The organism is Pseudomonas sp. MDT1-17 (assembly GCF_054898105.1).
Genome location: NZ_JBUBVM010000001.1, coordinates 444,653 through 465,686 on the forward strand (window position 1 = coordinate 444,653; position 21,034 = coordinate 465,686).

The 21,034-nt window shown below is 58.8% G+C and carries 24 protein-coding genes; 7 read left to right on the plus strand and 17 right to left on the minus strand.

What is annotated here, in order from left to right; translation table 11 throughout:
* Positions 1–92: 92 nt before the first annotated feature.
* The 5 genes from ACYZTX_RS01910 to ACYZTX_RS01930 are packed head-to-tail and all read right to left on the minus strand — an operon-like array spanning position 93 to position 4,001.
* On the minus strand, positions 93–728 hold the full coding sequence (locus ACYZTX_RS01910) for an SCO family protein (RefSeq protein ID WP_462032722.1): 636 nt from the start codon (positions 726–728) through the stop codon (positions 93–95).
* Positions 725–1,624: a heme o synthase gene (gene cyoE, locus ACYZTX_RS01915; protein WP_109627098.1), complete on the minus strand. Its 900-nt coding sequence runs from the start codon at positions 1,622–1,624 to the stop codon at positions 725–727. The genes ACYZTX_RS01910 and cyoE overlap by 4 nt, the downstream gene beginning before the upstream one ends.
* Entirely contained in the window at positions 1,612–2,691 is a 1,080-nt protein-coding gene (locus tag ACYZTX_RS01920) for a COX15/CtaA family protein (RefSeq protein WP_462032723.1), read from the minus strand. The genes cyoE and ACYZTX_RS01920 overlap by 13 nt, the downstream gene beginning before the upstream one ends.
* Positions 2,692–2,701: 10 nt before the next feature.
* A complete protein-coding gene (locus tag ACYZTX_RS01925; protein ID WP_462032724.1) occupies positions 2,702–3,295 on the minus strand; it encodes a hypothetical protein in 594 nt (197 codons plus the stop codon).
* Positions 3,261–4,001, minus strand: coding sequence for an SURF1 family protein (locus ACYZTX_RS01930; protein ID WP_462032725.1), 741 nt, complete (start codon positions 3,999–4,001; stop codon positions 3,261–3,263). The genes ACYZTX_RS01925 and ACYZTX_RS01930 overlap by 35 nt, the downstream gene beginning before the upstream one ends.
* 70 nt (positions 4,002–4,071) lie before the next feature.
* Here ACYZTX_RS01930 and ACYZTX_RS01935 point away from each other — a divergent pair, with 70 nt between their 5' ends.
* Entirely contained in the window at positions 4,072–4,275 is a 204-nt protein-coding gene (locus ACYZTX_RS01935; RefSeq protein WP_094469789.1) for a twin transmembrane helix small protein, read from the plus strand.
* A gap of 4 nt (positions 4,276–4,279) precedes the next feature.
* Here ACYZTX_RS01935 and ACYZTX_RS01940 read toward each other — a convergent pair whose 3' ends face one another.
* The 4 genes from ACYZTX_RS01940 to coxB form a co-directional block, all read right to left on the minus strand.
* Positions 4,280–5,167 carry a cytochrome c oxidase subunit 3 gene (locus ACYZTX_RS01940; RefSeq protein WP_462032726.1) on the minus strand — a complete coding sequence of 296 codons (888 nt, stop codon included), beginning with the start codon at positions 5,165–5,167 and terminating at the stop codon, positions 4,280–4,282.
* 25 nt (positions 5,168–5,192) lie between these two features.
* Positions 5,193–5,744: a cytochrome c oxidase assembly protein gene (locus ACYZTX_RS01945; protein ID WP_462032727.1), complete on the minus strand. Its 552-nt coding sequence runs from the start codon at positions 5,742–5,744 to the stop codon at positions 5,193–5,195.
* A gap of 27 nt (positions 5,745–5,771) precedes the next feature.
* Positions 5,772–7,358, minus strand: a complete 1,587-nt coding sequence (ctaD, locus tag ACYZTX_RS01950) for a cytochrome c oxidase subunit I (protein ID WP_462032728.1) — start codon at positions 7,356–7,358, stop codon at positions 5,772–5,774.
* An 82-nt stretch (positions 7,359–7,440) separates the two neighbouring features.
* Entirely contained in the window at positions 7,441–8,568 is a 1,128-nt protein-coding gene (gene coxB / locus ACYZTX_RS01955) for a cytochrome c oxidase subunit II (RefSeq protein WP_462032729.1), read from the minus strand.
* A 371-nt stretch (positions 8,569–8,939) separates the two neighbouring features.
* Between coxB and ACYZTX_RS01960 the strand changes: the two genes are divergently transcribed.
* On the plus strand, positions 8,940–9,590 hold the full coding sequence (locus tag ACYZTX_RS01960) for a hypothetical protein (RefSeq protein ID WP_462032730.1): 651 nt from the start codon (positions 8,940–8,942) through the stop codon (positions 9,588–9,590).
* Positions 9,591–9,715: 125 nt separating this feature from the next.
* Here ACYZTX_RS01960 and ACYZTX_RS01965 read toward each other — a convergent pair whose 3' ends face one another.
* The 3 genes from ACYZTX_RS01965 to ACYZTX_RS01975 all read right to left on the minus strand — a co-directional run bounded on the left by ACYZTX_RS01965 (position 9,716) and on the right by ACYZTX_RS01975 (position 13,358).
* Positions 9,716–11,242, minus strand: coding sequence for a SulP family inorganic anion transporter (locus tag ACYZTX_RS01965; RefSeq protein ID WP_462032731.1), 1,527 nt, complete (start codon positions 11,240–11,242; stop codon positions 9,716–9,718).
* 82 nt (positions 11,243–11,324) lie between these two features.
* Entirely contained in the window at positions 11,325–12,056 is a 732-nt protein-coding gene (locus ACYZTX_RS01970) for a carbonic anhydrase (protein ID WP_462032732.1), read from the minus strand.
* Positions 12,057–12,299: 243 nt separating this feature from the next.
* Positions 12,300–13,358 carry a PA0069 family radical SAM protein gene (locus tag ACYZTX_RS01975; protein WP_462032733.1) on the minus strand — a complete coding sequence of 353 codons (1,059 nt, stop codon included), beginning with the start codon at positions 13,356–13,358 and terminating at the stop codon, positions 12,300–12,302.
* Between the two features lie 290 nt (positions 13,359–13,648).
* Between ACYZTX_RS01975 and ACYZTX_RS01980 the strand changes: the two genes are divergently transcribed.
* A complete protein-coding gene (locus tag ACYZTX_RS01980) occupies positions 13,649–13,954 on the plus strand; it encodes a hypothetical protein (protein WP_462032734.1) in 306 nt (101 codons plus the stop codon).
* A gap of 238 nt (positions 13,955–14,192) precedes the next feature.
* Complete coding sequence (locus tag ACYZTX_RS01985) at positions 14,193–14,840, plus strand: phosphatase domain-containing protein (RefSeq protein ID WP_462032735.1); 648 nt, start codon at positions 14,193–14,195, stop codon at positions 14,838–14,840.
* Positions 14,841–14,849: 9 nt separating this feature from the next.
* On the opposite strand, the gene ACYZTX_RS01990 is transcribed toward ACYZTX_RS01985, so the two are convergent.
* From ACYZTX_RS01990 to prlC, 4 genes are all read right to left on the minus strand, one after another.
* Positions 14,850–15,089, minus strand: coding sequence for a M3 family metallopeptidase (locus tag ACYZTX_RS01990; protein WP_462032736.1), 240 nt, complete (start codon positions 15,087–15,089; stop codon positions 14,850–14,852).
* Between the two features lie 84 nt (positions 15,090–15,173).
* On the minus strand, positions 15,174–15,563 hold the full coding sequence (locus tag ACYZTX_RS01995; RefSeq protein WP_462032737.1) for a hypothetical protein: 390 nt from the start codon (positions 15,561–15,563) through the stop codon (positions 15,174–15,176).
* A 114-nt stretch (positions 15,564–15,677) separates the two neighbouring features.
* A complete protein-coding gene (locus tag ACYZTX_RS02000) occupies positions 15,678–15,965 on the minus strand; it encodes a YheV family putative zinc ribbon protein (protein ID WP_008152496.1) in 288 nt (95 codons plus the stop codon).
* Positions 15,962–18,037 (minus strand): oligopeptidase A, encoded by a 2,076-nt coding sequence (prlC, locus tag ACYZTX_RS02005; RefSeq protein ID WP_462032738.1) that lies wholly within the window; start codon positions 18,035–18,037, stop codon positions 15,962–15,964. Before prlC ends, ACYZTX_RS02000 begins: the two co-directional genes overlap by 4 nt.
* Positions 18,038–18,113: 76 nt before the next feature.
* On the opposite strand from prlC, the gene ACYZTX_RS02010 reads away from it, so the two are divergent.
* Together ACYZTX_RS02010 and ACYZTX_RS02015 are read left to right on the plus strand one after the other, a co-directional pair.
* Positions 18,114–18,659 (plus strand): gamma carbonic anhydrase family protein, encoded by a 546-nt coding sequence (locus ACYZTX_RS02010; RefSeq protein ID WP_462032739.1) that lies wholly within the window; start codon positions 18,114–18,116, stop codon positions 18,657–18,659.
* Between the two features lie 26 nt (positions 18,660–18,685).
* Positions 18,686–19,336 carry an HAD family hydrolase gene (locus ACYZTX_RS02015; protein WP_462032740.1) on the plus strand — a complete coding sequence of 217 codons (651 nt, stop codon included), beginning with the start codon at positions 18,686–18,688 and terminating at the stop codon, positions 19,334–19,336.
* A 139-nt stretch (positions 19,337–19,475) separates the two neighbouring features.
* Here ACYZTX_RS02015 and ACYZTX_RS02020 read toward each other — a convergent pair whose 3' ends face one another.
* Entirely contained in the window at positions 19,476–20,552 is a 1,077-nt protein-coding gene (locus tag ACYZTX_RS02020; protein ID WP_462032741.1) for an aminopeptidase, read from the minus strand.
* A gap of 59 nt (positions 20,553–20,611) precedes the next feature.
* On the opposite strand from ACYZTX_RS02020, the gene ACYZTX_RS02025 reads away from it, so the two are divergent.
* Positions 20,612–21,034 carry a PA0061/PA0062 family lipoprotein gene (locus ACYZTX_RS02025; RefSeq protein WP_462032742.1) on the plus strand — a complete coding sequence of 141 codons (423 nt, stop codon included), beginning with the start codon at positions 20,612–20,614 and terminating at the stop codon, positions 21,032–21,034.

Genomic DNA, 21,034 nt, shown 5'->3' on the forward strand with positions numbered 1-21,034 from the left:
TCGCGAAAGCGGTCTGTCAGTCAACAATGATGTTGAATGTGATGGCCTCTTCGCGAGCAGGCTCGCTCCCACAGGGGTTATGCGGTGTTTATTTATTTGCGGTTAAGCATCACCGGCAACTGCGCCACCAATTTCACGTTGTTCAACGGTGCGCGAATGAACCCACGCTGCGTCCCGTCCGGCCCGATCACCGCCAGGTTGCCGCTGTGATCGACGGTGTAATTAGGCTTGCTGGTGTCCGCCGGAATAAACGGAATGCTCACCGCATTGGCGAGTTTCTGAAGGTCTTCGACCGAGGACGCAGTCAGCCCGATGAACTGTGGATCGAAGTAGCCCAGGTACTGCTTGAGTTGCTTGGGCGTGTCGCGGTTCGGGTCGACGCTGACCAAAACGATCTGCAACTTGTCCACAGCATCCGCCGGCAGTTCGCTCTTGATCTGCCGCAGCTGGGCGAGGGTGGTCGGGCAGATGTCCGGGCAGAAGGTGTAGCCGAAGAACAACACACTCCATTTGCCTTTCAGCTCGTTGACCGCCACTGGCTTACCGTCCTGATCGGTCATCTTCACGTCCGGCAGGTTACGGCTTTGGGGCAACAGGATGATCCCCGCATCGATCAGTGCCGTCGGGTCGCCCTGGTTTTTCCCGGTCAGTACTTTATTGATGGTCAGGCCCAGGACCAGCGCGATCAGGGCGACGAGGATGAAGACAGTTTTCTGGGTTCGAGTCATAGGTTCAACAGTAAGTAGTGGTCTACGAGCAGCGCGATAAACAGCAGGAACAAGTAATAAATAGAGTACTTGAACGTGTTGATCGCCGCGTGCGGCCGAGTGCCACGGTACAGCACCACGGCCCATTGCAGAAATCTCGCGCCAAGTCCCAGTGCGCAAATCAGGTAGAGCATGCCGCTCATGTGGATCACGTACGGCATCAGGCTCACGGCCAGTAACGCGAAGGTATACAGCAGGATGTGAACCTTGGTGTAGTGCTCGCCATGGGTCACCGGCAGCATCGGAATGTCGGCCTTGGCGTATTCCTCTTTGCGGTGAATGGCCAGGGCCCAGAAGTGCGGCGGGGTCCAGGCGAAGATGATCAGCACCAACAGCAAGGGTTCGGCGCTGACGTGGCCGGTGGCGGCGGTCCAGCCGAGCAGCGGCGGCGCAGCGCCAGCCAGGCCACCGATGACGATATTTTGCGGTGTCGCGCGCTTCAGGAAACCGGTGTAGACCACCGCATAGCCGAGCAGCGAGGCCAGGGTCAGCCACGCCGTCAGCGGATTGGTGAAGGCCAGCAGTATGGCTTGCCCAAGCACCGCCAAAACCAAGGCAAACGTCAGCGCGGCCGCCGGTGACACTCGACCCTCTGCCAAGGGGCGTTTGTGCGTGCGGGCCATGACCGCATCGATCCGCCGGTCAACGACATGGTTGACCGCCGCCGCACCGCCAGCACACAAGGCGATCCCCAGATTGCCGAACACCAGCACCGTCCACGGCACCCCGGCGCGGGTCGCGAGGAACATCCCGACCAGCGAGGTGATGAGCATCAGCACCACCACTTTCGGCTTGGTCAGCTCCAGGTAGTCACGCCAGATCGCCTGACTGTGACGTTCGCCGATCAGAGTCGCCATGGCATCTCTCCTTTTATTGTTATGGGCCCGGCTGAGTGTTTGCGCGGGCTGAACCGCCAGCGCGCAGGGGTTTGCTGCTTGACCCGAACCAGACTGGTTCGCGCGTGATAATTGACCAGCACCATCGTCAGCAACAGTGCCGCGCCGCCAGCGTTGTGTGCCACGGCCACTGGCAGCGGCAGGTGAAACAGCACATTGCTGATGCCGAGGGTGATTTGCGCGGCGAGTGCGATCAGCACCAGCCCGGCCAGACGAGTCATGCCGACCACCTTCAGTTGCCAGGCCAGCCCCAGCAAAACCAGGGTCACCAGCAAAGCGCCGATGCGGTGAGTCAGATGAATCGCCGTGCGAGCATCACTGTCCAGTTGCCCGCCGAGGTAATTGGGGCCGATGTGTTGGGTCAGGTGAAAGCCATTGGCGAAGTCAGCCGGCGGCAGCCATTGCCCGTGGCAGGTCGGGAAGTCGATGCACGCCACCGCCGCGTAGTTGGAACTGACCCAACCGCCGAGGGCAATTTGAAGGATTACCAGCAGCAACCCGGCCGTCGCCCAGTACTGCAAACGTTTTGGTACGGTCAGCGCCGGCAATACCCCGGACAGGCGCAAGGTCAGCAGAAACAACAAACTCAAGGTCGCAAAGCCCCCGAGCAAATGCCCGGTGACCACCTGCGGCCAGAGCTTGAGCGTCACCGTCCACATGCCGAACGCTGCTTGGGCAATCACCACCGCCAGCAGAAACAACGGCAGCTTCACCGGTTGCCCCGGATGACGACGATGAACCCATGCGCGACCGGCCAATACCGAGATCAACAGCCCCAGCGCGCCGGCGAAGTAGCGATGGACCATCTCGTTCCAACCCTTGTGGGCTTCTACCGGTGCGTCAGGAAAATGCAGTTCGGCATGGGCCAGTTGGGCTTCGCTTTTCGGCACGCTGATAAAGCCATAGCAACCCGGCCAGTCCGGGCAACCGAGCCCGGCGTGGGTCAGGCGGGTGTAGGCGCCGAGCAATATCACAATCAGTGCCAGCAAGGTGGCAAACAGCGCGAGGCGAAATCCAGGTTTGGCCATGACGATGCCCTTATCCGATGTTCGACAGTTTCAGCAGATGACGCAGGTCGTTGAGCAGGTCCTTGCCTTTGACCGTCGGGTCGTAGCGCAGCACCAGATTGCCGTGAGGGTCGATGATCCACAGATGCGGCACTGCTTTGTCCCCAGTCGTCTTGCTGAAGGTGGTCAAGTCCATGGGGTAACGTTGCAGCTGTGGATACTCGCGCGTCAGCTTGGCGTCGTAATCACTGCTTAGCGGTTGCGCCGCGGCCAGGGCGTGACTGGCGCGCCCGGCATCACGGCCAAGGCCGATCTGGACTTGCCGCGCCAGATACACCAGCTGCTGGCAATCGACCGAACACTCCTTGGGGGCAGTGACCAGCAACTGCCAGCGATCCTCCTGCGCTTGCACACCAAGGTCCGCACGGGTCTGGCCATTGCCGATCAGCTCGCCGTGATAGCTGCGACCCTCCGGCACCCAGAACTGCAATTTGTACATGCCGGTGGCGAGGATCATCGGACCGATCACCCCAAGCACAATCAGCAGCAGCTGCAAACGACCTTTTCGCCGACTTGCCGGCGTCTTCGCTTCAGACATGCTGGGTGGATTCATGGCCGCTCCCATGGTGTTTCTCCTTTGCGTTGTGCCAGCCGAGATAGAGATAGAGGCCGAACAGGGCGATCGACATGGCGAACCACTGCACGGCATAAGCCAGGTGCTTTTCCGGCCCCATGGCGACTACTGGCCAATCGGCCCGGTAGGACGCGGGGCCGGTTTCTTCGCGTAATTCGTAGGGAAAGCCTTCACGATCGAGCGCTGTCCAGAGCTTGGCCGGCTCGACCGCGGTGATCAGTTGTGGCCAGGTCGTGGTGCTCGGGTCGGCGTGCAATTGGAAGGTGGCGCCGGGGGAAATGTAGACCCAGGCATCGAGACTCAATGTCTCTTTGGGTGTAGTGAATTGCGGTGGGGTGCGCCGATCCGGCCACGGCAGCCAGCCGCGATTGACCAGCAGCCAGAGCCCGGTCGCCTGGTCCTGAAACGGTTGCAGCAGCTCGACGCCGACCTTGCCGTCACGCTGGCGGTTATCCAGCAACAGGCTGTGCGCAGCATCGAACTGGCCGTGCAGACGAACCCGGCGAAAAGCCGGATCCGCGGTGTGTTGTAGCTCGGTGCTGGCCATCGGTTCCGCCGCCCGGCGCTCGGTGTAGCTTTGCAGCAGCGCGCTTTTCTCCGCGCCCCGGCTCAGTTGCCAGAACCCGAGTGACACCAGCATGGGCAGCAACAACGCGACCACCAAGGTCGGCACGATGCCCGGCCGAAAGCGCTTCATGGCATCGCCAGAAAGTCGCTAGTCGCGATAGCTATACTCAAGTGCATCGCCTTTCCCCCGGAGTCTCACCATGCTCAAAGCAGCCATCGTCCTGATGCTGATTGCCACGGTTGTCAGCCTGTTCAGCGGCCTGTTTTTTCTGGTCAAGGACGACAGCAGCTCGAACCGCCTCGTCATTGCCTTGAGTGTTCGTGTTGCGCTGGCCGCCATTACCGTCGGCTTGATCGCCTGGGGTTTTTTCAGCGGCCAGTTGGTCTCTACTGCGCCTTGGTAAAGCCTCAGAGCACGTAGACGAAAACGAACAGACCGATCCACACCACGTCCACGAAGTGCCAGTACCAACTCGCCGCCTCGAAACCGAACTGGTGCTCGTTGTCGAAGTGCCCGCGCAAGACCCGCATCAGCATCACGAACAGGATGATGGTGCCGATGGTCACGTGGGCGCCGTGGAAACCGGTGAGCATGAAGAACGTTGCGCCGTAGATGCCCGAACCCAAGGTCAGGCCCAGTTCCTTGTAGGCGTGGATGTACTCTTCGGCCTGGAAACCAAGAAATGCGCAACCGAGCAATACGGTCAGCGCCAGCCATATTTTCAGCGCGCCGCGATGGCCCTTTTTCAAAGCGTGGTGGGCGATGGTCACGGTGACGCTGGAACTGACCAGCAGCACGGTATTGAGCAGCGGCAGGCCCCACGGGCTGATAACGTCCTTGGGCGCCGGAAAGAGTTTCGGGTCCGGGTTATTCAGTAGTGGCCAGGTGAATTCGAACGTCGGCCACAACATGTGGGCGAGGCCTTTGGCGCCTTCACCGCCGAGAGCCGGGCCGGAAACGTGACGCACATAAAACAGGGCGCCGAAGAACGCGATGAAAAACATCACCTCCGAGAAGATGAACCAGCTCATGCCCCAGCGAAACGAGCGATCCATCTGCGCGCTGTACAACCCCTGGCGACTTTCCTTGATCACCGTACCGAACCAGCCGAACAGCATGTACGCCAGCAGCAGGCTGCCGACGAAAAAGATCAGCGGGCCGTGGGATTCCGGCCGCGCAGCCTTCAGGTCGTTGAACCAGGTGGCCAGGCCCAACACCGTGACGAACATACCTACGGTGGCGATGATCGGCCATTTGCTTTGGGCCGGTACGTAATAGTGTTCATGAGTTGCCATTTATTGTTCTCCTTATCGGGCACGCTCAGCCGCCAGTATTTACAGCCACCGGTGGATGTCGGGCGGTGATATCGAACAGCGTGTAGGACAGCGTCAGGTGCTTCACATCCTTGGGCATGTCACGGTCAACGATGAAACGTACCGGCATCTCGATCCGTTGACCGGGCTGCAGCACTTGCTGGGTAAAGCAGAAACATTCGGTCTTATGGAAGTACGCCGCCGCATTGCTGGGGGCGATGCTCGGTACAGCCTGGGCGCTCATCGGCCGATCGGTCGGGTTATGCGCGATGAAAATCATCTCGTTCACCGCACCCGGGTTGGCCGTCAGCTCGTCCCCTTTGGGATAGAAACCCCAGGACATGTCGGCGGCGTTGGTCGTCAGAAACTGCACGCGAACCTGCCGTGAAGTGTCGACCGTTTGTTCGCCCTCGTACTGCCCGCCGGTCTTGCCATTGATGCCGAACGCCTTGCACATCACGTCGTAGATCGGCACCAGGGCAAACCCGAAGACAAACATCGCCACCACCACCATCAGCAGGCGCGTAACCAGCTTCTTCATCGAAATCGAATCAGCCATGGTGGTGGGCCTCAAGGGCTACAGCGTTCATTTCACTTCCGGCGGCGTGGTGAAGGTGTGATACGGCGCCGGTGACGGAATGCTCCATTCCAGGCCTTCGGCCCCATCCCACGGTTTGGCCGGTGCTGGCGCGCCGCCGCGAATGGTTTTGATCACGATGAACAGGAAGAAAATCTGCGTGGCGCCGAACATGAATGCGCCGATCGAAGACACCATGTTGAAGTCGGCGAATTGCAGGTTGTAGTCCGGAATTCGCCGCGGCATGCCCGCCAGCCCCACGAAGTGCATCGGGAAGAACGCCATGTTCATGCCGATGAACGAGAGCCAGAAGTGCAGCTTGCCAAGGGTTTCGTCGTACATGTGGCCGGTCCATTTCGGCAGCCAGTAGTAAGCCGAAGCGAAAATCCCGAAGATCGCCCCCGGCACCAGTACGTAGTGGAAGTGCGCGACCACAAAATACGTATCCTGGTATTGGAAGTCCGCCGGGGCGATGGCCAGCATCAACCCGGAGAAACCGCCGATGGAGAACAGGATCACGAACGCCACCGCGAACAGCATCGGTGTCTCGAAGGTCAGCGAGCCTTGCCACATGGTGCTGGCCCAGTTGAACACCTTGACCCCGGTGGGTACCGCGATCAGCAACGTGGCGTACATGAAGAACAACTCGCCCACCAGCGGAATGCCGACCACAAACATGTGGTGCGCCCAGACGATGAACGACAGGAACGCGATGCTCGCCGTGGCGTAGACCATGGAGGTGTAGCCGAACAGCGGCTTGCGCGAGAAGGTCGGAATGATCGCGCTGACGGCACCGAAGGCCGGCAGGATCATGATGTACACCTCGGGGTGACCGAAGAACCAGAACACGTGCTGGAACAACACCGGGTCACCGCCACCGGCGGCACTGAAGAAGCTGGTGCCGAAGTGGATGTCCATCAGCATCATCGTCACGCACCCGGCCAGGACTGGCATTACCGCGATCAGCAGGAATGCGGTGATCAGCCAGGTCCAGACGAACAGCGGCATTTTCATCAACGTCATGCCGGGGGCGCGCAGGTTGAGAATGGTGGCGATCACGTTGATCGCGCCCATGATCGAACTGATCCCCATCAAGTGGATGGCGAAGATGAAGAACGTCACGCTTTCCGGCGCATAGGTCGTCGACAGCGGGGCGTAGAACGTCCAGCCGAAGTTCGGTCCGCCGCCGGGGGTGAACAGGGTCGACACCAGCAGAATGAACGCCGCCGGCAACAGCCAGAAGCTGAAGTTGTTCATCCGTGGCAGGGCCATGTCCGGCGCGCCGATCATCAACGGGATCATCCAGTTGGCGAGGCCGACGAAGGCCGGCATCACTGCACCGAAGACCATCACCAGGCCGTGCATGGTGGTCATCTGGTTGAAGAATTCCGGCTGGACGATCTGCAACCCCGGCTGGAACAGTTCGGCGCGAATCACCATCGCGAACGAGCCGCCGAGCAAGAACATGGAGAACGCGAACCACAGGTACAGCGTGCCGATGTCCTTGTGGTTAGTGGTCAGCACCCAGCGCATCAGGCCTTTGGCGGGACCGTGGGCGTGGTCGGCATGACCATGGTCATCAATGACGGCGCTCATGGCGTGTCTCCTGCAAACAGATGGGCTGGGCAGGCCGGGGCGCGATGCCCCGACCGGTTCCTTACGTGCGCAATAGACCGGGTCATTTGCTTTCCGCCTGTTTCAGCTCCAGCACTTCTTTAGGCGTGACCATGTCGCCCTTGTTGTTGCCCCAGGCGTTACGTTCGTAGGTCACGACCGCTGCGATATCGACTTCCGAGAGCTGCTTGCCGAACGCCGCCATTGAGGTGCCGGGCTTGCCGTGGAAGACAATGCTCAGGTGATCCTTGATCGGGCCAGTGGCGATTTTCGAACCTTTGAGTGCCGGGAACATCGGCGGCAGGCCCTGACCTTCGGCCTGGTGACAGGCGACACAGCTGGTGTGATAGACCTTGTCGCCGCGCTCTTTGAGCTCGTCGAGGGTCCATTCCTTGCTGGTCAGCTCTTTAAGTTGCAGGGCTTCGGCCTTGCGCTCGCCCAGCCATTTTTCGTAATCGGCCTTTTCCTTGACCTCGACCACGATTGGCATGAAGCCGTGATCCTTGCCGCACAATTCGGCGCATTGCCCGCGGTAGATGCCGGGTTTGTCGACGCGGGTCCAGGCTTCGTTGACGAACCCCGGAATCGCATCACGCTTGACCGCAAAGGCCGGCACCCACCAGGAGTGGATGACGTCGGCGGAAGTCACGAGGAAGCGCACCTTGGCGCCGATCGGCAGCACCAAAGGCTTATCGACCTCAAGCAAGTAGTGCTCGCCCTTGGCTTCCTTGTTGTGGATCTGATCGGCGGGCGTGGTCAGGTTGCTGAAGAACTCAACGTCCTGGCCCAAATATTTGTAGTGCCACTTCCACTGATAGCCGGTGACCTGGATATCAATATCCGGCTCACTGGCGTCGTACATCTTGATCAGGGTTGCGGTTGCGGGAACCGCCATGGCCACCAGGATCAGGAAGGGCACGATGGTCCAGAGAATTTCGACGGTGGTGCTTTCATGAAATTTTGCGGCCACCTGCCCGGTCGAGCGGCGGTGCAGAATCATCGACCAGAACATGGCGCCGAAGACGATGATGCCGATCACTACACAGATCCAGAAAATGGTCATGTGCAGGTCAAATACTGCGTGACTGATTTCAGTCGCTCCCGGCGCCATATTCACAGCCCATTCGGCGTGTGCCGGACTGAAAATCGACCACAACAGGAGGCCCATCCAGACGTGTGGATGTCGCATCATTGCGGGTTCCCCTTATCGTTCTTGTTATCCCGCCGGCTTTCACCTGCGGCAAGGGAGCGGCTTTTTCAGACTACGAACTTGAATCGCCGGGCCTTGCTACGTGTGCAGTCGGGCGTCATCAGCTAACTCCATTCCCACCCGAGTATAGACAGCGACTGCCACCTCGCAATGCGATGGCGTAAATGATCTGAAACAGCTGGGACTTGCGTTCTGGGTCACGAATGGAGAAGGATGCAGACGAGTGGTGGTAAACCGATATAACTTTGATGTCTCAAGGATGAAATAATTATGACAAATGCGTCTTAGCATTTTTCGTATGCCAGCTAAGTTATGTCTTCCTTATTTCATTGCCTTTGTTTCCTGGAGTTTTCATGAACACCGCCGCATTGCGCGAGCAGATCCAAAAAGCCCAACAACACGAGGCCGAGACTGGCCTGCTGACTCGTCAACTGGAAACTCAACTGCCACACCTTCACTCCGCCATCCAATTGCCGGAGGTCGACGCCAACGGCGTGATGACGCGTTTTGTGGCCGCGTATATAGAGCAAGTGCCAGACCTGCTGGACGCAGCCAATGAAGTCGCCAGGGAAGCGGGTATCGAATCACAGATCAAACCGGTGCTGAAAATCGCCGAGCAGTTCTTTCTCCAGCCGCCGGCGATCATGGCCGGTCATGTCGGCCTGGACAGCCTGCTGGACGAAGCCTATCTGGCGCACCGCCTGGTCGAAGAGGTCAATGACCTGTACATCAAGCATTTTGGCCAGCCACTGATCCCCTTGGACACGACTGTTGCCAACCTGATTGCTCACCAACTGATCGGCGAGGAGTTCGCCAACCAACTGGATGAGGCGGTGCATCACGCCGTGGACGAGATGCTCAATGAAGAGAGCTTCGCGCTGGAATCAGTAGAAGCCTACCGCGAGAAACTCAACAGCCCGGACACCGGCGCTGCGTGGAAGCGCTGGCCGTGCCTGTCGCGCCAGCTGGGCGTAGGCCTGGAGCTGGATCAGCCGGCGGCTTGATCTTTAGCCTCGATACAATCCCCCCTGTGGGAGCGGGCTTGCTCGCGAATGCGGTCGATCATTCAACATTGATGTCGACTGACACACCGCTTTCGCGAGCAAGCCCGCTCCCACAGGGTTGATCTTTATGCCGTAGAACCCACTCCGGATGTGGTCCGCAATCGCCCTTCCAACCTGCGCTTCAACCCCCGCGCTTCAATCAACAGCTTCGAACCCTTGGCCGCATTGGCCCGACCCCATTCCTCCAGCAACTCCAGACACGAGTGATCGATGTAGCTCAAGTTATTGAGCGGCACATGCACCGTCGCGCCCGCTGGAATGGTGCCCAGCACTTGGGTCAGCGCCGGGACTTTGAGGAAAGTCGCTGCACCAATCAATCGCAGTTCCATTTCGCCGTCCTTGGGCAGGTCGATCAGGCTGATTTTCAGCCGCGAAGCCTTCCAGGCCAGTTTGGCCAGGGTCAGACCGAAGCCAATCAGAACGCCGGTCAGCAGGTCGGTGAAGATGATTGCCAGAGCGGTCGCCGCATAAGTAAACATCGGCATCCGGCCATAACGGCCGAGGCCGCGAAAGGCTTTGAGGTCGACCAGTTTGAAACCGGTGTAAACCAGCACACCGGCCAGGCTCGCCACCGGAATGCTTTGCAGCACGCTGGACAGCAGCAACACGAAAGCCAGTAGCCACAGGCCGTGGAAGATCGCCGACAGTCGCGTGGTGGCACCCGCCTGGACATTGGCCGAACTGCGCACGATCACGCCGGTCATCGGCAGCGCGCCGAGCAAGCCGCAGAGCATGTTGCCGACGCCTTGGGCCGACAATTCCCGGTCGAAGTCCGAACGCTGGCCGCTATGCATGCGATCCACCGCAGCGGCCGAGAGCAAGGTTTCGGCGCTGGCGATAAACGCCACGGCAAATGCCGCAATCAGCAAGGTCGGGTCAGCCAGATTGAGCAAGTCGGCGGGTTTCAGCCAGTCGATGGCTTCCGCCAGGTTGGCCGGGACCTCCACTCGTTTAACCTGCAGGGCGAGTATCAGGCTGGCGACTGTCGCCAGGCCTACGCCAAGGAGAGCACCGGGAATGAAGCGCAGGGAATGGGGACGGAGTTTCTCCCACAGCCACATCACCGCAATCGTCGACAGCCCGAGCAAACCGGCTTGCCAGCCAAAGGAGGGCAAGGCCTGGACGACGGCAGCCGGGAAGGCTGCCAGATTATCCAGCCCTGAGGGCTTGGGCACGGAGTCGAGCATCACATGCACCTGTGACAACACGATCAACACGCCAATCCCGGCGAGCATTCCGTACACAACCGCAGGCGCCGTGACCCGAAACCAGCAGCCCAGTTTCAAGCGTCCGGCCACCAATTGCAGAAAACCGGCCAGCAGCAGGATGGGCCCGAGCATGGCGATACCATGCTGGCGCACCAGTTCGAACACCAGGACAGCCAAACCGGCCGCCGGGCCGCTGACTTGCAGTGGCGAACCGGCAATCCAGCCCACCACCAAGCCACCGATAATCCCGGTGATCAAACCTTTGGAAGGCGGCAGCCCCGAGGCGATGGCGATGCCCATGCACAAGGGCAGGGCAACGAGAAACACAACCACGGACGCCAGCAGCTCCCGTGGCAGAACAGCTTTGAGTTGAGCAGCACGCATGGTGACTCTCCCGAAGTTTTCTTCAGGCATGGCGAAGCCGGGCTGCTAAATCAGCAGCCTCGGCTTTACCACACAGGGATTTTTAGAAGCGCGCTTTGGGCGTCGCCACCGGAATCGGATGGCTGCCATCGAGCGGCAGGAAACGACCCTTGTCCGCGTCGTAAGCTTGGATTTCGCTGGTTTCGATGTTGTAGATCCAACCATGAATAAACAGCTGACCGTTGGCCATGCGCGACGCTACTGACGGGTGCGTGCGCAAATGCTGCAGCTGGGCGATCACATTCTCCTCGGTGAGGACGTGCATGCTTTCGTTTTCGTCAGCGCAATGGCAGTTTTCCTGGACCATGGTTTTTGCCACTTCGGCATGACGCAACCAGGCTTTGACCGTCGGCATTTTTTCCAGGCTTTGCGGGTTGAGCACTGCGCGCATCGCGCCACAGTCGGAGTGCCCGCAGATGATGATGTGCTGCACGCCGAGGGCCAATACTGCGTATTCGATTGCCGTGGAAACACCGCCGTTCATTTGCCCATAAGGCGGTACAACGTTGCCGACGTTACGGGTCACGAACAGGTCGCCGGGGGCGCTTTGGGTGATCAGCTCAGGAACGATGCGCGAATCGGCGCAGGCGATGAACATCGCTCTGGGGCTCTGGGCCGTGGCGAGTTTTTTGAAGAGTTCTTCCTGCTGTGGAAAAACCTCGTGATGAAAATGCAAAAAGCCGTCAACGATATGCTGCAGCGCTGCATCGGCGGTTTCCGCCTCTGGTTGGGCTGAAGCCGACGCAGCCAACGGCTGTTTATCCTTGTCACTCATGATTCATCCTCTTTGGCGGAGTCAGGGAATTTTCCCGTTTTTTCCGGTGTGAAGCCAGTGGCTGTTTAAAAAACATCCAGGTCGAAAATATCGACCCGTCAGTCACTCGATGAACAAGGTAGCCGTTGAAACTTAACTCAAACTGAATAAAAGGCTCTAGGACGTGTGTTCCAGGTCACAAAAAACGTGACCAGCCTAAAGACCAGGCGCTTCTCCCACTCCTCAACGATAGGCCAATTGTCCTCAAATCAACGACATTTGGCGACCCGGCGGACAGAAGGCATCGCAGTCCAGATTGAAACCTTCGCGACGATTGAGCCCCAGGCGTTTGATGGTTTTGGCAAATCGTTGCGCCAACAGGTCAGCAAACGGCCCTTCACCGCGCATCCGGGCGCCAAACCGACTGTCGTAGAGCTCACCGCCACGGCTTTGACGAATCAGGCTCAACACATGAGCGGCACGCTGAGGGTAGTGGGCAGCCAGCCATTCCTCGAACAGCGGCGCAACTTCCAGCGGCAGGCGCAGCATCATGTAGGCCGCACTTTGCGCACCCGCGGCATGAGCCTCGGCGAGCAGGCTTTCGAGTTCACTGTCGTTGATCATCGGAATCATCGGCGAGCACAGGACTCCCACCGGAATTCCCGCTTCACGCATCACGCGGATCGCCCGTAACCGGGCCTTGGGTGCAGCGGCGCGCGGTTCGAGGATGCGTTTGAGCTCATCGTCCAGGGTGGTGAGGCTGATCATCACCGCCACCAGCCTTTGCTCGGCGAGTTCGGCCAGCAGGTCCAGATCCCGAAGAATCAGCGAGCCCTTGGTAATGATGGTCACGGGATGGCGATAGCGCAGCAGCACTTCGAGGGTTTTGCGGGTGATTTTGTGTTCGCGTTCGATCGGCTGATAAGGGTCCGTGTTGGAGCCCAGATTGATCGGCGCGCATTGATAGCCACGCTTGCACAGCTGTTCTTCCAGCACATCGGCGGCGTTGGTCTTGGCGATCAGTTTGGTTTCGAAATCCAGCCCGGGCGACATGTCCCAATAAGCGTGGCTGGGCCGCGCGTAGCAATAGATGCAGCCGTGCTCGCAGCCGCGATAGGGATTGATCGAACGATCGAAAGGCAAGTCCGGCGAGTTGTTGCGAGTGATGATGGTTTTCGCCGTTTCGATGCGCACCTCGGTGCCTTGGGTGATCGGCGCTTCCTGATACCAGCCGTCATCCTCGACCACCGAGCGATTCGGCGCGAAGCGGTTGTGCGGGTTGGTGGCGGTGCCGCGACCGCGAGGGGGAAGTGAAATTGTCATATGAGGACCTGCTGGCTGTATAAATACACAGTATTGGAGGCAGCAGGATTTGCCTAGCACCGTTCGGCTTATTTACCCATGGCAACGTAGCGGGTGCCTACACACCTGTCAGTCATGACAGTAGATAGCTTTTTGAATTGAAAGATTCCACGGGCTACTGTTCAGCATTAAATTTTCCGAAGTGATTGCAATCTTGAGAAACAGATCGTAGGTGGCGTAATTATTAACTTGATTAGTACTATCTGGTTCGCACGAAGTTGTCGTGTATCAAATATTAAAAGGATTTAATAATGTCGTCTTATAATCAGCGTGGTATTTTTCTGCAACTGGCCGCCCCTTCTATCGTCAGTCCTAAAGAAGTTCGGGTTTCCATGCAATTTGCACTAAAGGAAGAGGGTTACGACGCACCAAACCAAGCGATCACTTACTCGCTGGTTGACTCCTCTACCCGTGAGGTCGTATCCACTGATGGCGGCATGACCTTCACCATGGGTGCTGCACGCACCGATGTGGACGGCGATGGTGACATTGACGCTCAAGACAAGACAGTTCTTCTGGCGCTGGCGAACGCTTATTCGAAGATTGTTAATCCTTGATTGCGATTGAACGCATGCAATAGGTGATTCTTGCACAAGAGTAAGTTTTAACGGCGTGTTCATAAAACGGCACGGAAGTTTCTGTGCCGTTTGTTTTGCGTTTCGGGGGGTTATCGCGACGAAAGCAGTCACGCGTCGTTCGATTCACGATTCTTTGACGGCCGTCTCACAGGTCTTTGACCGTTCAGGGCTGATGCTGTGCGTCATCATCCACTCCTTAACACACGGTCGTCTGAGCATGTCCTTACTGCGATTTTTACCTGCGACGTTCCTGTTGTCGCTGGCCGCACTTTTGAATCAAACGCTGGCCTTCGCCGACGACAGTGCGTTGCCCCGACCTACGGAGTGGGCTCAATCGGTCGAGGTGCAATACAACCTTTTCCAAATGTCCCCGACGCTGTATCGCAGTGCATTGCCGGACCGAGGTGCGGTGCCGTTACTGGAAAAACTCAAGGTCGGGACGGTGATCACCTTCCTGCCCGAGTCCGATTCAAGCTGGTTGTCGACGCCAAATATCGCACTGGTACAGTTGCCCTATCGCACCAACCATGTGGATGACGCGGATGTACTCAAGGCCCTTCGTACGATCCAGACTGCCGAAGCCATGGGGCCAGTGCTGATGCACTGCAAACATGGTTCGGACCGCACCGGCCTGATGGCGGCCATGTACCGGGTCGTGGTGCAGGGCTGGAGCAAGGAAGACGCCATGAACGAAATGACCCAGGGCGGCTTTGGTGACAGCACCCATTTCAAGGACGGCGTCCGTTACATGATGCAGGCCGATGTCGACAAGCTCCGCACTGCGCTGGCCAACGGCGATTGCAGCACAAGTCCGTTCGCCAGCTGCTCTATGAAGAGCTGGTTCAAATCGGCCCACGTCGAGTAACGCGTTACGTCAGCCGGCAACGGCCTCTGACGAAAGCGCGAAAAGATCTTCGGCGATCGGCCGTTCAAGAAACGCTTCCAGGGCGGTCAGCAAGGAGCGCGAATCTCCCGGAGAAAAAAACGCCTCGCGAAAGGCCCGCCCTGTTTGCGCGTTGAAGACCCAGTCCTTACGAAATCGCTTGAAGGCTTCGGTGGCCAGTACGCCTGACCACGTGTAGGCGTAAACGGAGGCTGCGTAACCGGTCACCATGTAGTCAAAGCTGTTTGCAAACCGGCAGTAGGACGGCCATTGCCGAACAACTGCCCGGTGAACTCTGCTGTATCACGTCCCAGTTCAGAAATGCCGGAAAGGGTGTAATGAGGCGAACGCGTCAGAATCTCGATTTTCGGCATACGTCATGACCCGGTTGTAGGTGTCCTGCCCCAGACGGATCAGCCAGCCCTCATGCCCTGCCTGTTGCGCGTTGAGTGCCAGGCGATCCTTTGTTGCCTGGGATAAACCGTTGAGTTGCGTGACGTCATCAATGCGTTTGCTCCAGGCCGCCGTGGCGTTTTCCAAATGGCTTAGAAACAGGTCCTCGAGCAGGCTGATTTGCAGATTCAAGCGAGCAAGTTGCTGCTGTTGCGTTGAGGGCAAGTGGGTTCCCGGCACAAGATGCTCGGCACGGACGGTCGACCAGGGTGGCAGATCCCAGGCCTGCAAAAGCGGATTGGTGTCGGGCATGGCGTTTTCCTTGAGTAGAGGCTGAGTTCGGTCAGCCTATAAAGGAAGCGCAGGGCAAAGGTGGTAGATAGATACCACCTTCCAATCCGTTCAGAAGTGGAAGGTGGTGTTGACTCAGTGTTGCTCGTCAGGCTTTTTCTTCAGCTTCGGGTTCGGGAAGAACTGCACGGCCTGAACCTTGGCATCCGGCACCTTCAGCGCCGAGGTGTTGACCCGTGTGCCCAATTCCTTGGGCACAGACAGGCCTTGTTCATTCAGCGTGTCGGAATAACCGCAGGCCACGCACTCGCGGTGCGGGACTTCGTCTTCGTTCCACATCATCAACTTGTCCGGCTCGCTGCAGGCCGGGCAGACCGCCCCGGCGATAAAGCGTTTTTTCGTGATCACAGGCCCCTCACTCATGCTGCCGCGACCTCACTCAGGCCGCTGTGGCGCAAGAGTGCGTCAATCGACGGCGGGCGTCCGCGGAAGTCGACGAACAGCACCATCGGCTCCTGGGAACCACCGCGCGCCAGGATCGCTTCACGGAATGCGCGCCCCGTGTCGGCGTTGAGGACGCCGTCTTCTTCGAACTTCGAGAAGGCATCGGCCGACAGCACTTCAGCCCATTTGTAGCTGTAGTAACCCGCCGCGTAACCGCCGGCGAAGATGTGGGCGAAGCTGTTAGGGAAACGGTTGTAGGCCGGTGGACGCATGACCGAGACTTCGTCGCGCACGCCTTCGAGTACTTGCAGCACGCTGCGACCATCGCCGTGGGTGGCATGCAATTCGAAGTCGAACAGCGAGAACTCCAGCTGACGAACCATCATCAGGCCGGACTGGAAGTTCTTCGCCGCGAGCATTTTCTCCAGCAGGTCCTGAGGCAGCGGTTCGCCGGTTTCGTAGTGACCGGAGATCAGCGCCAGACCTTCCGGTTCCCAGCACCAGTTCTCCATGAACTGGCTTGGCAGCTCGACCGCATCCCAGGCCACGCCGTTGATGCCGGATACGCCGGCGTGTTCAACGCGGGTCAACAGGTGATGCAGGCCATGACCGAACTCGTGGAACAGGGTGGTGACTTCGTCGTGGGTCAGCAGGGCTGGCTTACCGCTGTCGGCCGGGGTGAAGTTGCACACAAGGTTCGCCACCGGGCTCTGCAGTACGCCTTCAGCCGTGCGGCGATGGTCGCGGGCGCCGTCCATCCAGGCACCGCCGCGCTTGTTGGCGCGGGCGTAGAGGTCGAAGAAGAAGCGACCAACGTGCTGGCCGTTTTCCTTGATTTCGAACAGGCGAACCTCGGGGTGCCAAGTGTCGAAGCCTTTCTGCTCGGCGATTTCGATGCCGTACAAACGCTGGACGATAGCGAACAAGCCACCCAGCACTTTGTCGATCGGGAAGTAGGCGCGAAGGGCTTCCTGGGCGACGCTGTAGCGTTGCTCGCGAAGTTTTTCACCGTAGAAACCGCTGTCCCAGCTTTGCAGATCCGGGCAGCCTTGTTCAGCGGCGTAAGCCTTGAGCTGTTCCAGGTCCTGGGCGGCGAACGGCTTGCTGCGCTTGGCCAGATCGCGCAGGAAACTCAGTACCTGATCGCTGGATTCGGCCATTTTGGTGGCCAGGCTCAACTCCGAGAAGCTGGCGAAACTCAGCAGTTTGGCCAGCTCCTGACGCAGGTCGAGGATTTCTTCCATGACCGGGCCGTTATCGTTCTGACCGGCATTCGGGCCTTGATCCGACGCACGGGTGCAGTAGGCGGCGTAGACTTCTTCGCGCAGGCCACGGTCGTGGGCGTAGGTCATCACCGCGTAGTAGCTCGGGAATTCCAGGGTGATCAGCCAGCCATCGAGGTCTTTGGCTTGGGCGGCGGCCATTTGCGCCTTGGCCGAATCGGTCAGGCCGGCGAGGGTGGCTTCATCGGTGACGTGCTTGGTCCAGGCCTGAGTGGCGTCTAGCAACTGGTTGGAGAAGCGGCTGCCCAGCTCTGAGAGTTTGCTCTGCACTTCGGCGTAACGCTTTTGCTCAGGCGCCGGCAGGTCGATACCCGACAGACGGAAGTCGCGCAGTGAGTGTTCCAGGATAGTTTTCTGCGCTACGTCGAAACCGGCAGCTTCGGGACTGTTGGCCAGTGCTTCGAATGCTTCAAACAGTTCGCGGTTCTGCCCCAGTTCGGTGGAATAGGCGCTCAAGGCTGGCAGGCAGGATTCGTAGGCTTCGCGCAGTTCGGCGCTGTTGCACACGGCATTCAGGTGGCTGACCGGGCTCCAGGCTGCGCCCAGTCGATCATTCAACTCGTCCATCGCCAGCACCAGGCCGGCCCAGGTCGGTTGTTTGCCCTGGGTTTTGAGGATCTCGATAATGGCGGCGCGGTTGTCAGCCAGGATCTGTTCGATGGCCGGTTGCACGTGTTCGGCACGGATAGCCGAGAACGGCGGCAGGTCGTAGGACTGCAAAAGAGGGTTGTTCACGCTCACGGTTGGCACCTTGGCTGGAAGAAACATGCATGAAGAAACATAGCCCCATCATAATTACAATCGACGGCAACCGCAGCTATCAGCAAAAGAGAGAGAGCCTATCGTGACCCTTCGCAAGTATCAGAACCACACGCCGCTGCTCGGCAAAGGCGCCTTTGTCGACGGTTCGGCGGTGGTGATCGGCGACGTTGAAATCGGCGAAGACAGCTCGGTCTGGCCGTTGACGGTGATTCGTGGCGACATGCACCGCATCCGTATTGGCGCGCGCACCAGCGTGCAGGACGGTTGTGTGCTGCACATCACCCATGCCGGGCCGTTCAATCCCGATGGCTTTGCGTTGCTGATTGGCGACGATGTGACCATTGCTCATAAGGTCATGCTCCACGGCTGCACCGTGGGCAATCGGATTCTGATCGGCATGGGCAGCATCGTCATGGACGGTGCGGTGGTCGACGACGATGTGATCATTGGCGCTGGCAGCCTGGTGCCGCCGGGCAAACGCCTGGACAGCGGCTTCCTTTATGTGGGCAGCCCGGTGAAGCAGGTTCGGCCGCTGACTGACAAGGAAAAAGCCTTTTTCACCTACAGCGCGGCGAATTACGTGAAGCTCAAGAATTTGCATCTGGCCGAAGGCTACGACCAGCTCTGACCCTGCGCCCTTATTCAGGATTCAACATGCATCACCAAACCGTATTGTTTGACCTCGATGGCACCTTGACCGACCCGCGCGAGGGCATCACCCGTTCGATCCAGTTCGCCCTGAGCAAACTGGGCATTGATGAGCCCGACCTGACCAAGCTCGAACACTTCATCGGCCCGCCATTGCTGCAGGCGTTCATGCAGTTCTATGACTTCGACGAACCCAAGGCCTGGGAGGCGGTGAACTTCTATCGCGAACGCTTCAAAGTCACCGGCCTGTACGAGAATCGTGTATTTGATGGCGTCACCCCGCTGCTGGAAACACTCAGGGGGCAAGGGCGACAGCTGTATATCGCCACGTCCAAGCCATGGGTTTTCGCCCGCGAAATCGCCCGGCACTTCGACTTCGCCAAGCACTTCAAAGTGATCTACGGCAGCGAACTGGACGGGACCCGTACCAACAAAGTCGAGTTGATCGCCCACTTGATGGCCGAAGAAGGTCTGGACCCGGCCAACACCCTGATGATCGGCGACCGTAAGCACGATTTGATCGGTGCGCGCAGCAACGGGCTGGATGGTGCGGCGGTGGGTTACGGTTTTGGCAGTCGGGAAGAGTTGAGCGCTGAAGCACCGGCCTGGCACTTCGAGACGCTGGAAGAGATGCATCAGGCGTTTTTGCAGCGTTAATCAATATGCCTTCGCGGACAAGTCGGAACGCCGCATCGCACGCTCCCACAGGATCCGTGTCGTACACATTTTTCGTATACGACACGGATCCTGTGGGAGCGGGCTTGCCCGCGAAGGGGCCCGTTCAGCCACTGAAATTTTACGATCCCGCCAAAGCCTTCAACGCCACCTTGCGCTCACCCACCGACAACGCACCAAGCTGCTCGACTGCCGCATAAAACTTCACCCAATCCCCTCCAACCTGCCTGAACAACGCCGCAAACGCCGGCACCCATTGGTCGTACAGCCCAAACGGCAACAGCCGGGCATTGTTCATCGGTGCATTGATCCACGCGTCATAGCGTTTGTCCCCGGCCCACTGGCTATCGCGTAACTGCCGGTATTCACCCCGCAAACGCTCGAACTCGGCGGCTTTGCGCTGGCGCATCTGGTCGGCGGCCAGGGGCAAGGTGTACAGCCGTTCAAGTCGCGTGCGGGTATCCAGAACCAATTGAATGAACTGGTCCCGTTGCTGCACCTGCGCGCCGCTGTCTGGCGCCAGGCCGCGGAAGGCGCGCCATTGGCGGGTGCCTTCCTGTTCGACGAAGGTGGCGAAAGACTCGTTGAATTCAGTGTCGTCTTTCACATAAAAGCGCTGGTGTGCCAGTTCATGGAAGATCAGCGTGGCCAATCGTTCGTCGCCCCAGCCCATCATCGAACTGATGATCGGATCGTTGAACCAGCCGAGCGTCGAATAAGCCTCGACGCCACCGATCGACACGTCCATACCTTGCAGTCGTTGCAATGCTGCTTCGCCGCGGGCCGCGCTCTGACTGTAATAACCGCGATACGCCACGCAACCGGCGATCGGGAAGCAATGGTTCTGCGGCGTCAGAGAAAATTCCGGCGTGGCGAAGACATTCCAGACTACGAACGGCCGGCCAATGTCGGCGTACAAACGGTAACTCTGGTTATCCGGCAGATGCAGCTGTTGGCTGGCGAACGAGCGGGCCTTTTGCGACTGAGTCAGATGCGCACGTAATAGCTGATCGCGACCGGGATCGGCAATCACTGTGGAAACCGGCTCACGTGCCCGCAGCAATTGCAGCTGACCACTGGCCAATTGGCCGTAATAGCTGAGGCTGGAGCAACCATTGAGCAATAAAAACAACACACCCGGAAACAAAATGCGTAAAACGCGATCAAGTAACCCAAGGCTTGGAAGCGGCCTGATCAAAATGAATCATCCTTGGAGAGTCTGCCCGCAAGACTATCCCGCCTGACTGGAGCTCCGCTATGCGCACGTTGATGCTGACAGGAAGCCTGCTGATGCTGGCAGGTTGTGCTGGATTCGGATTACCCCCCCATGATCCGGCTCAAGCGTGGATCGACCTGGATTCGAAGCAGGAAGACACAGCGCTGCAAGCGCTGGAAGTCGATGACAAGGCCTCCCCCGACAAGCGCTATTTCGAGGTTCAGCCGGGTAGCCATGAGCTGACGGTTCGTTACCAATTCCCGGTCGCGCCAACCAACATTGGACCCGACGCCGAGCCGCTATGGCGTGACTGCCAGTTGAACGTGAAATTCAAGGACTTCAACGCTGGCGAGCGGTATCAACTGCAGGCGGGGAATATCGGTTTTCGGTCGTGGGCAAAGCTCTATGATCAGCATCGAAAAGTAATTGGCCAGGGTGTACCGGCAGGCTGCCAACGTACCTGA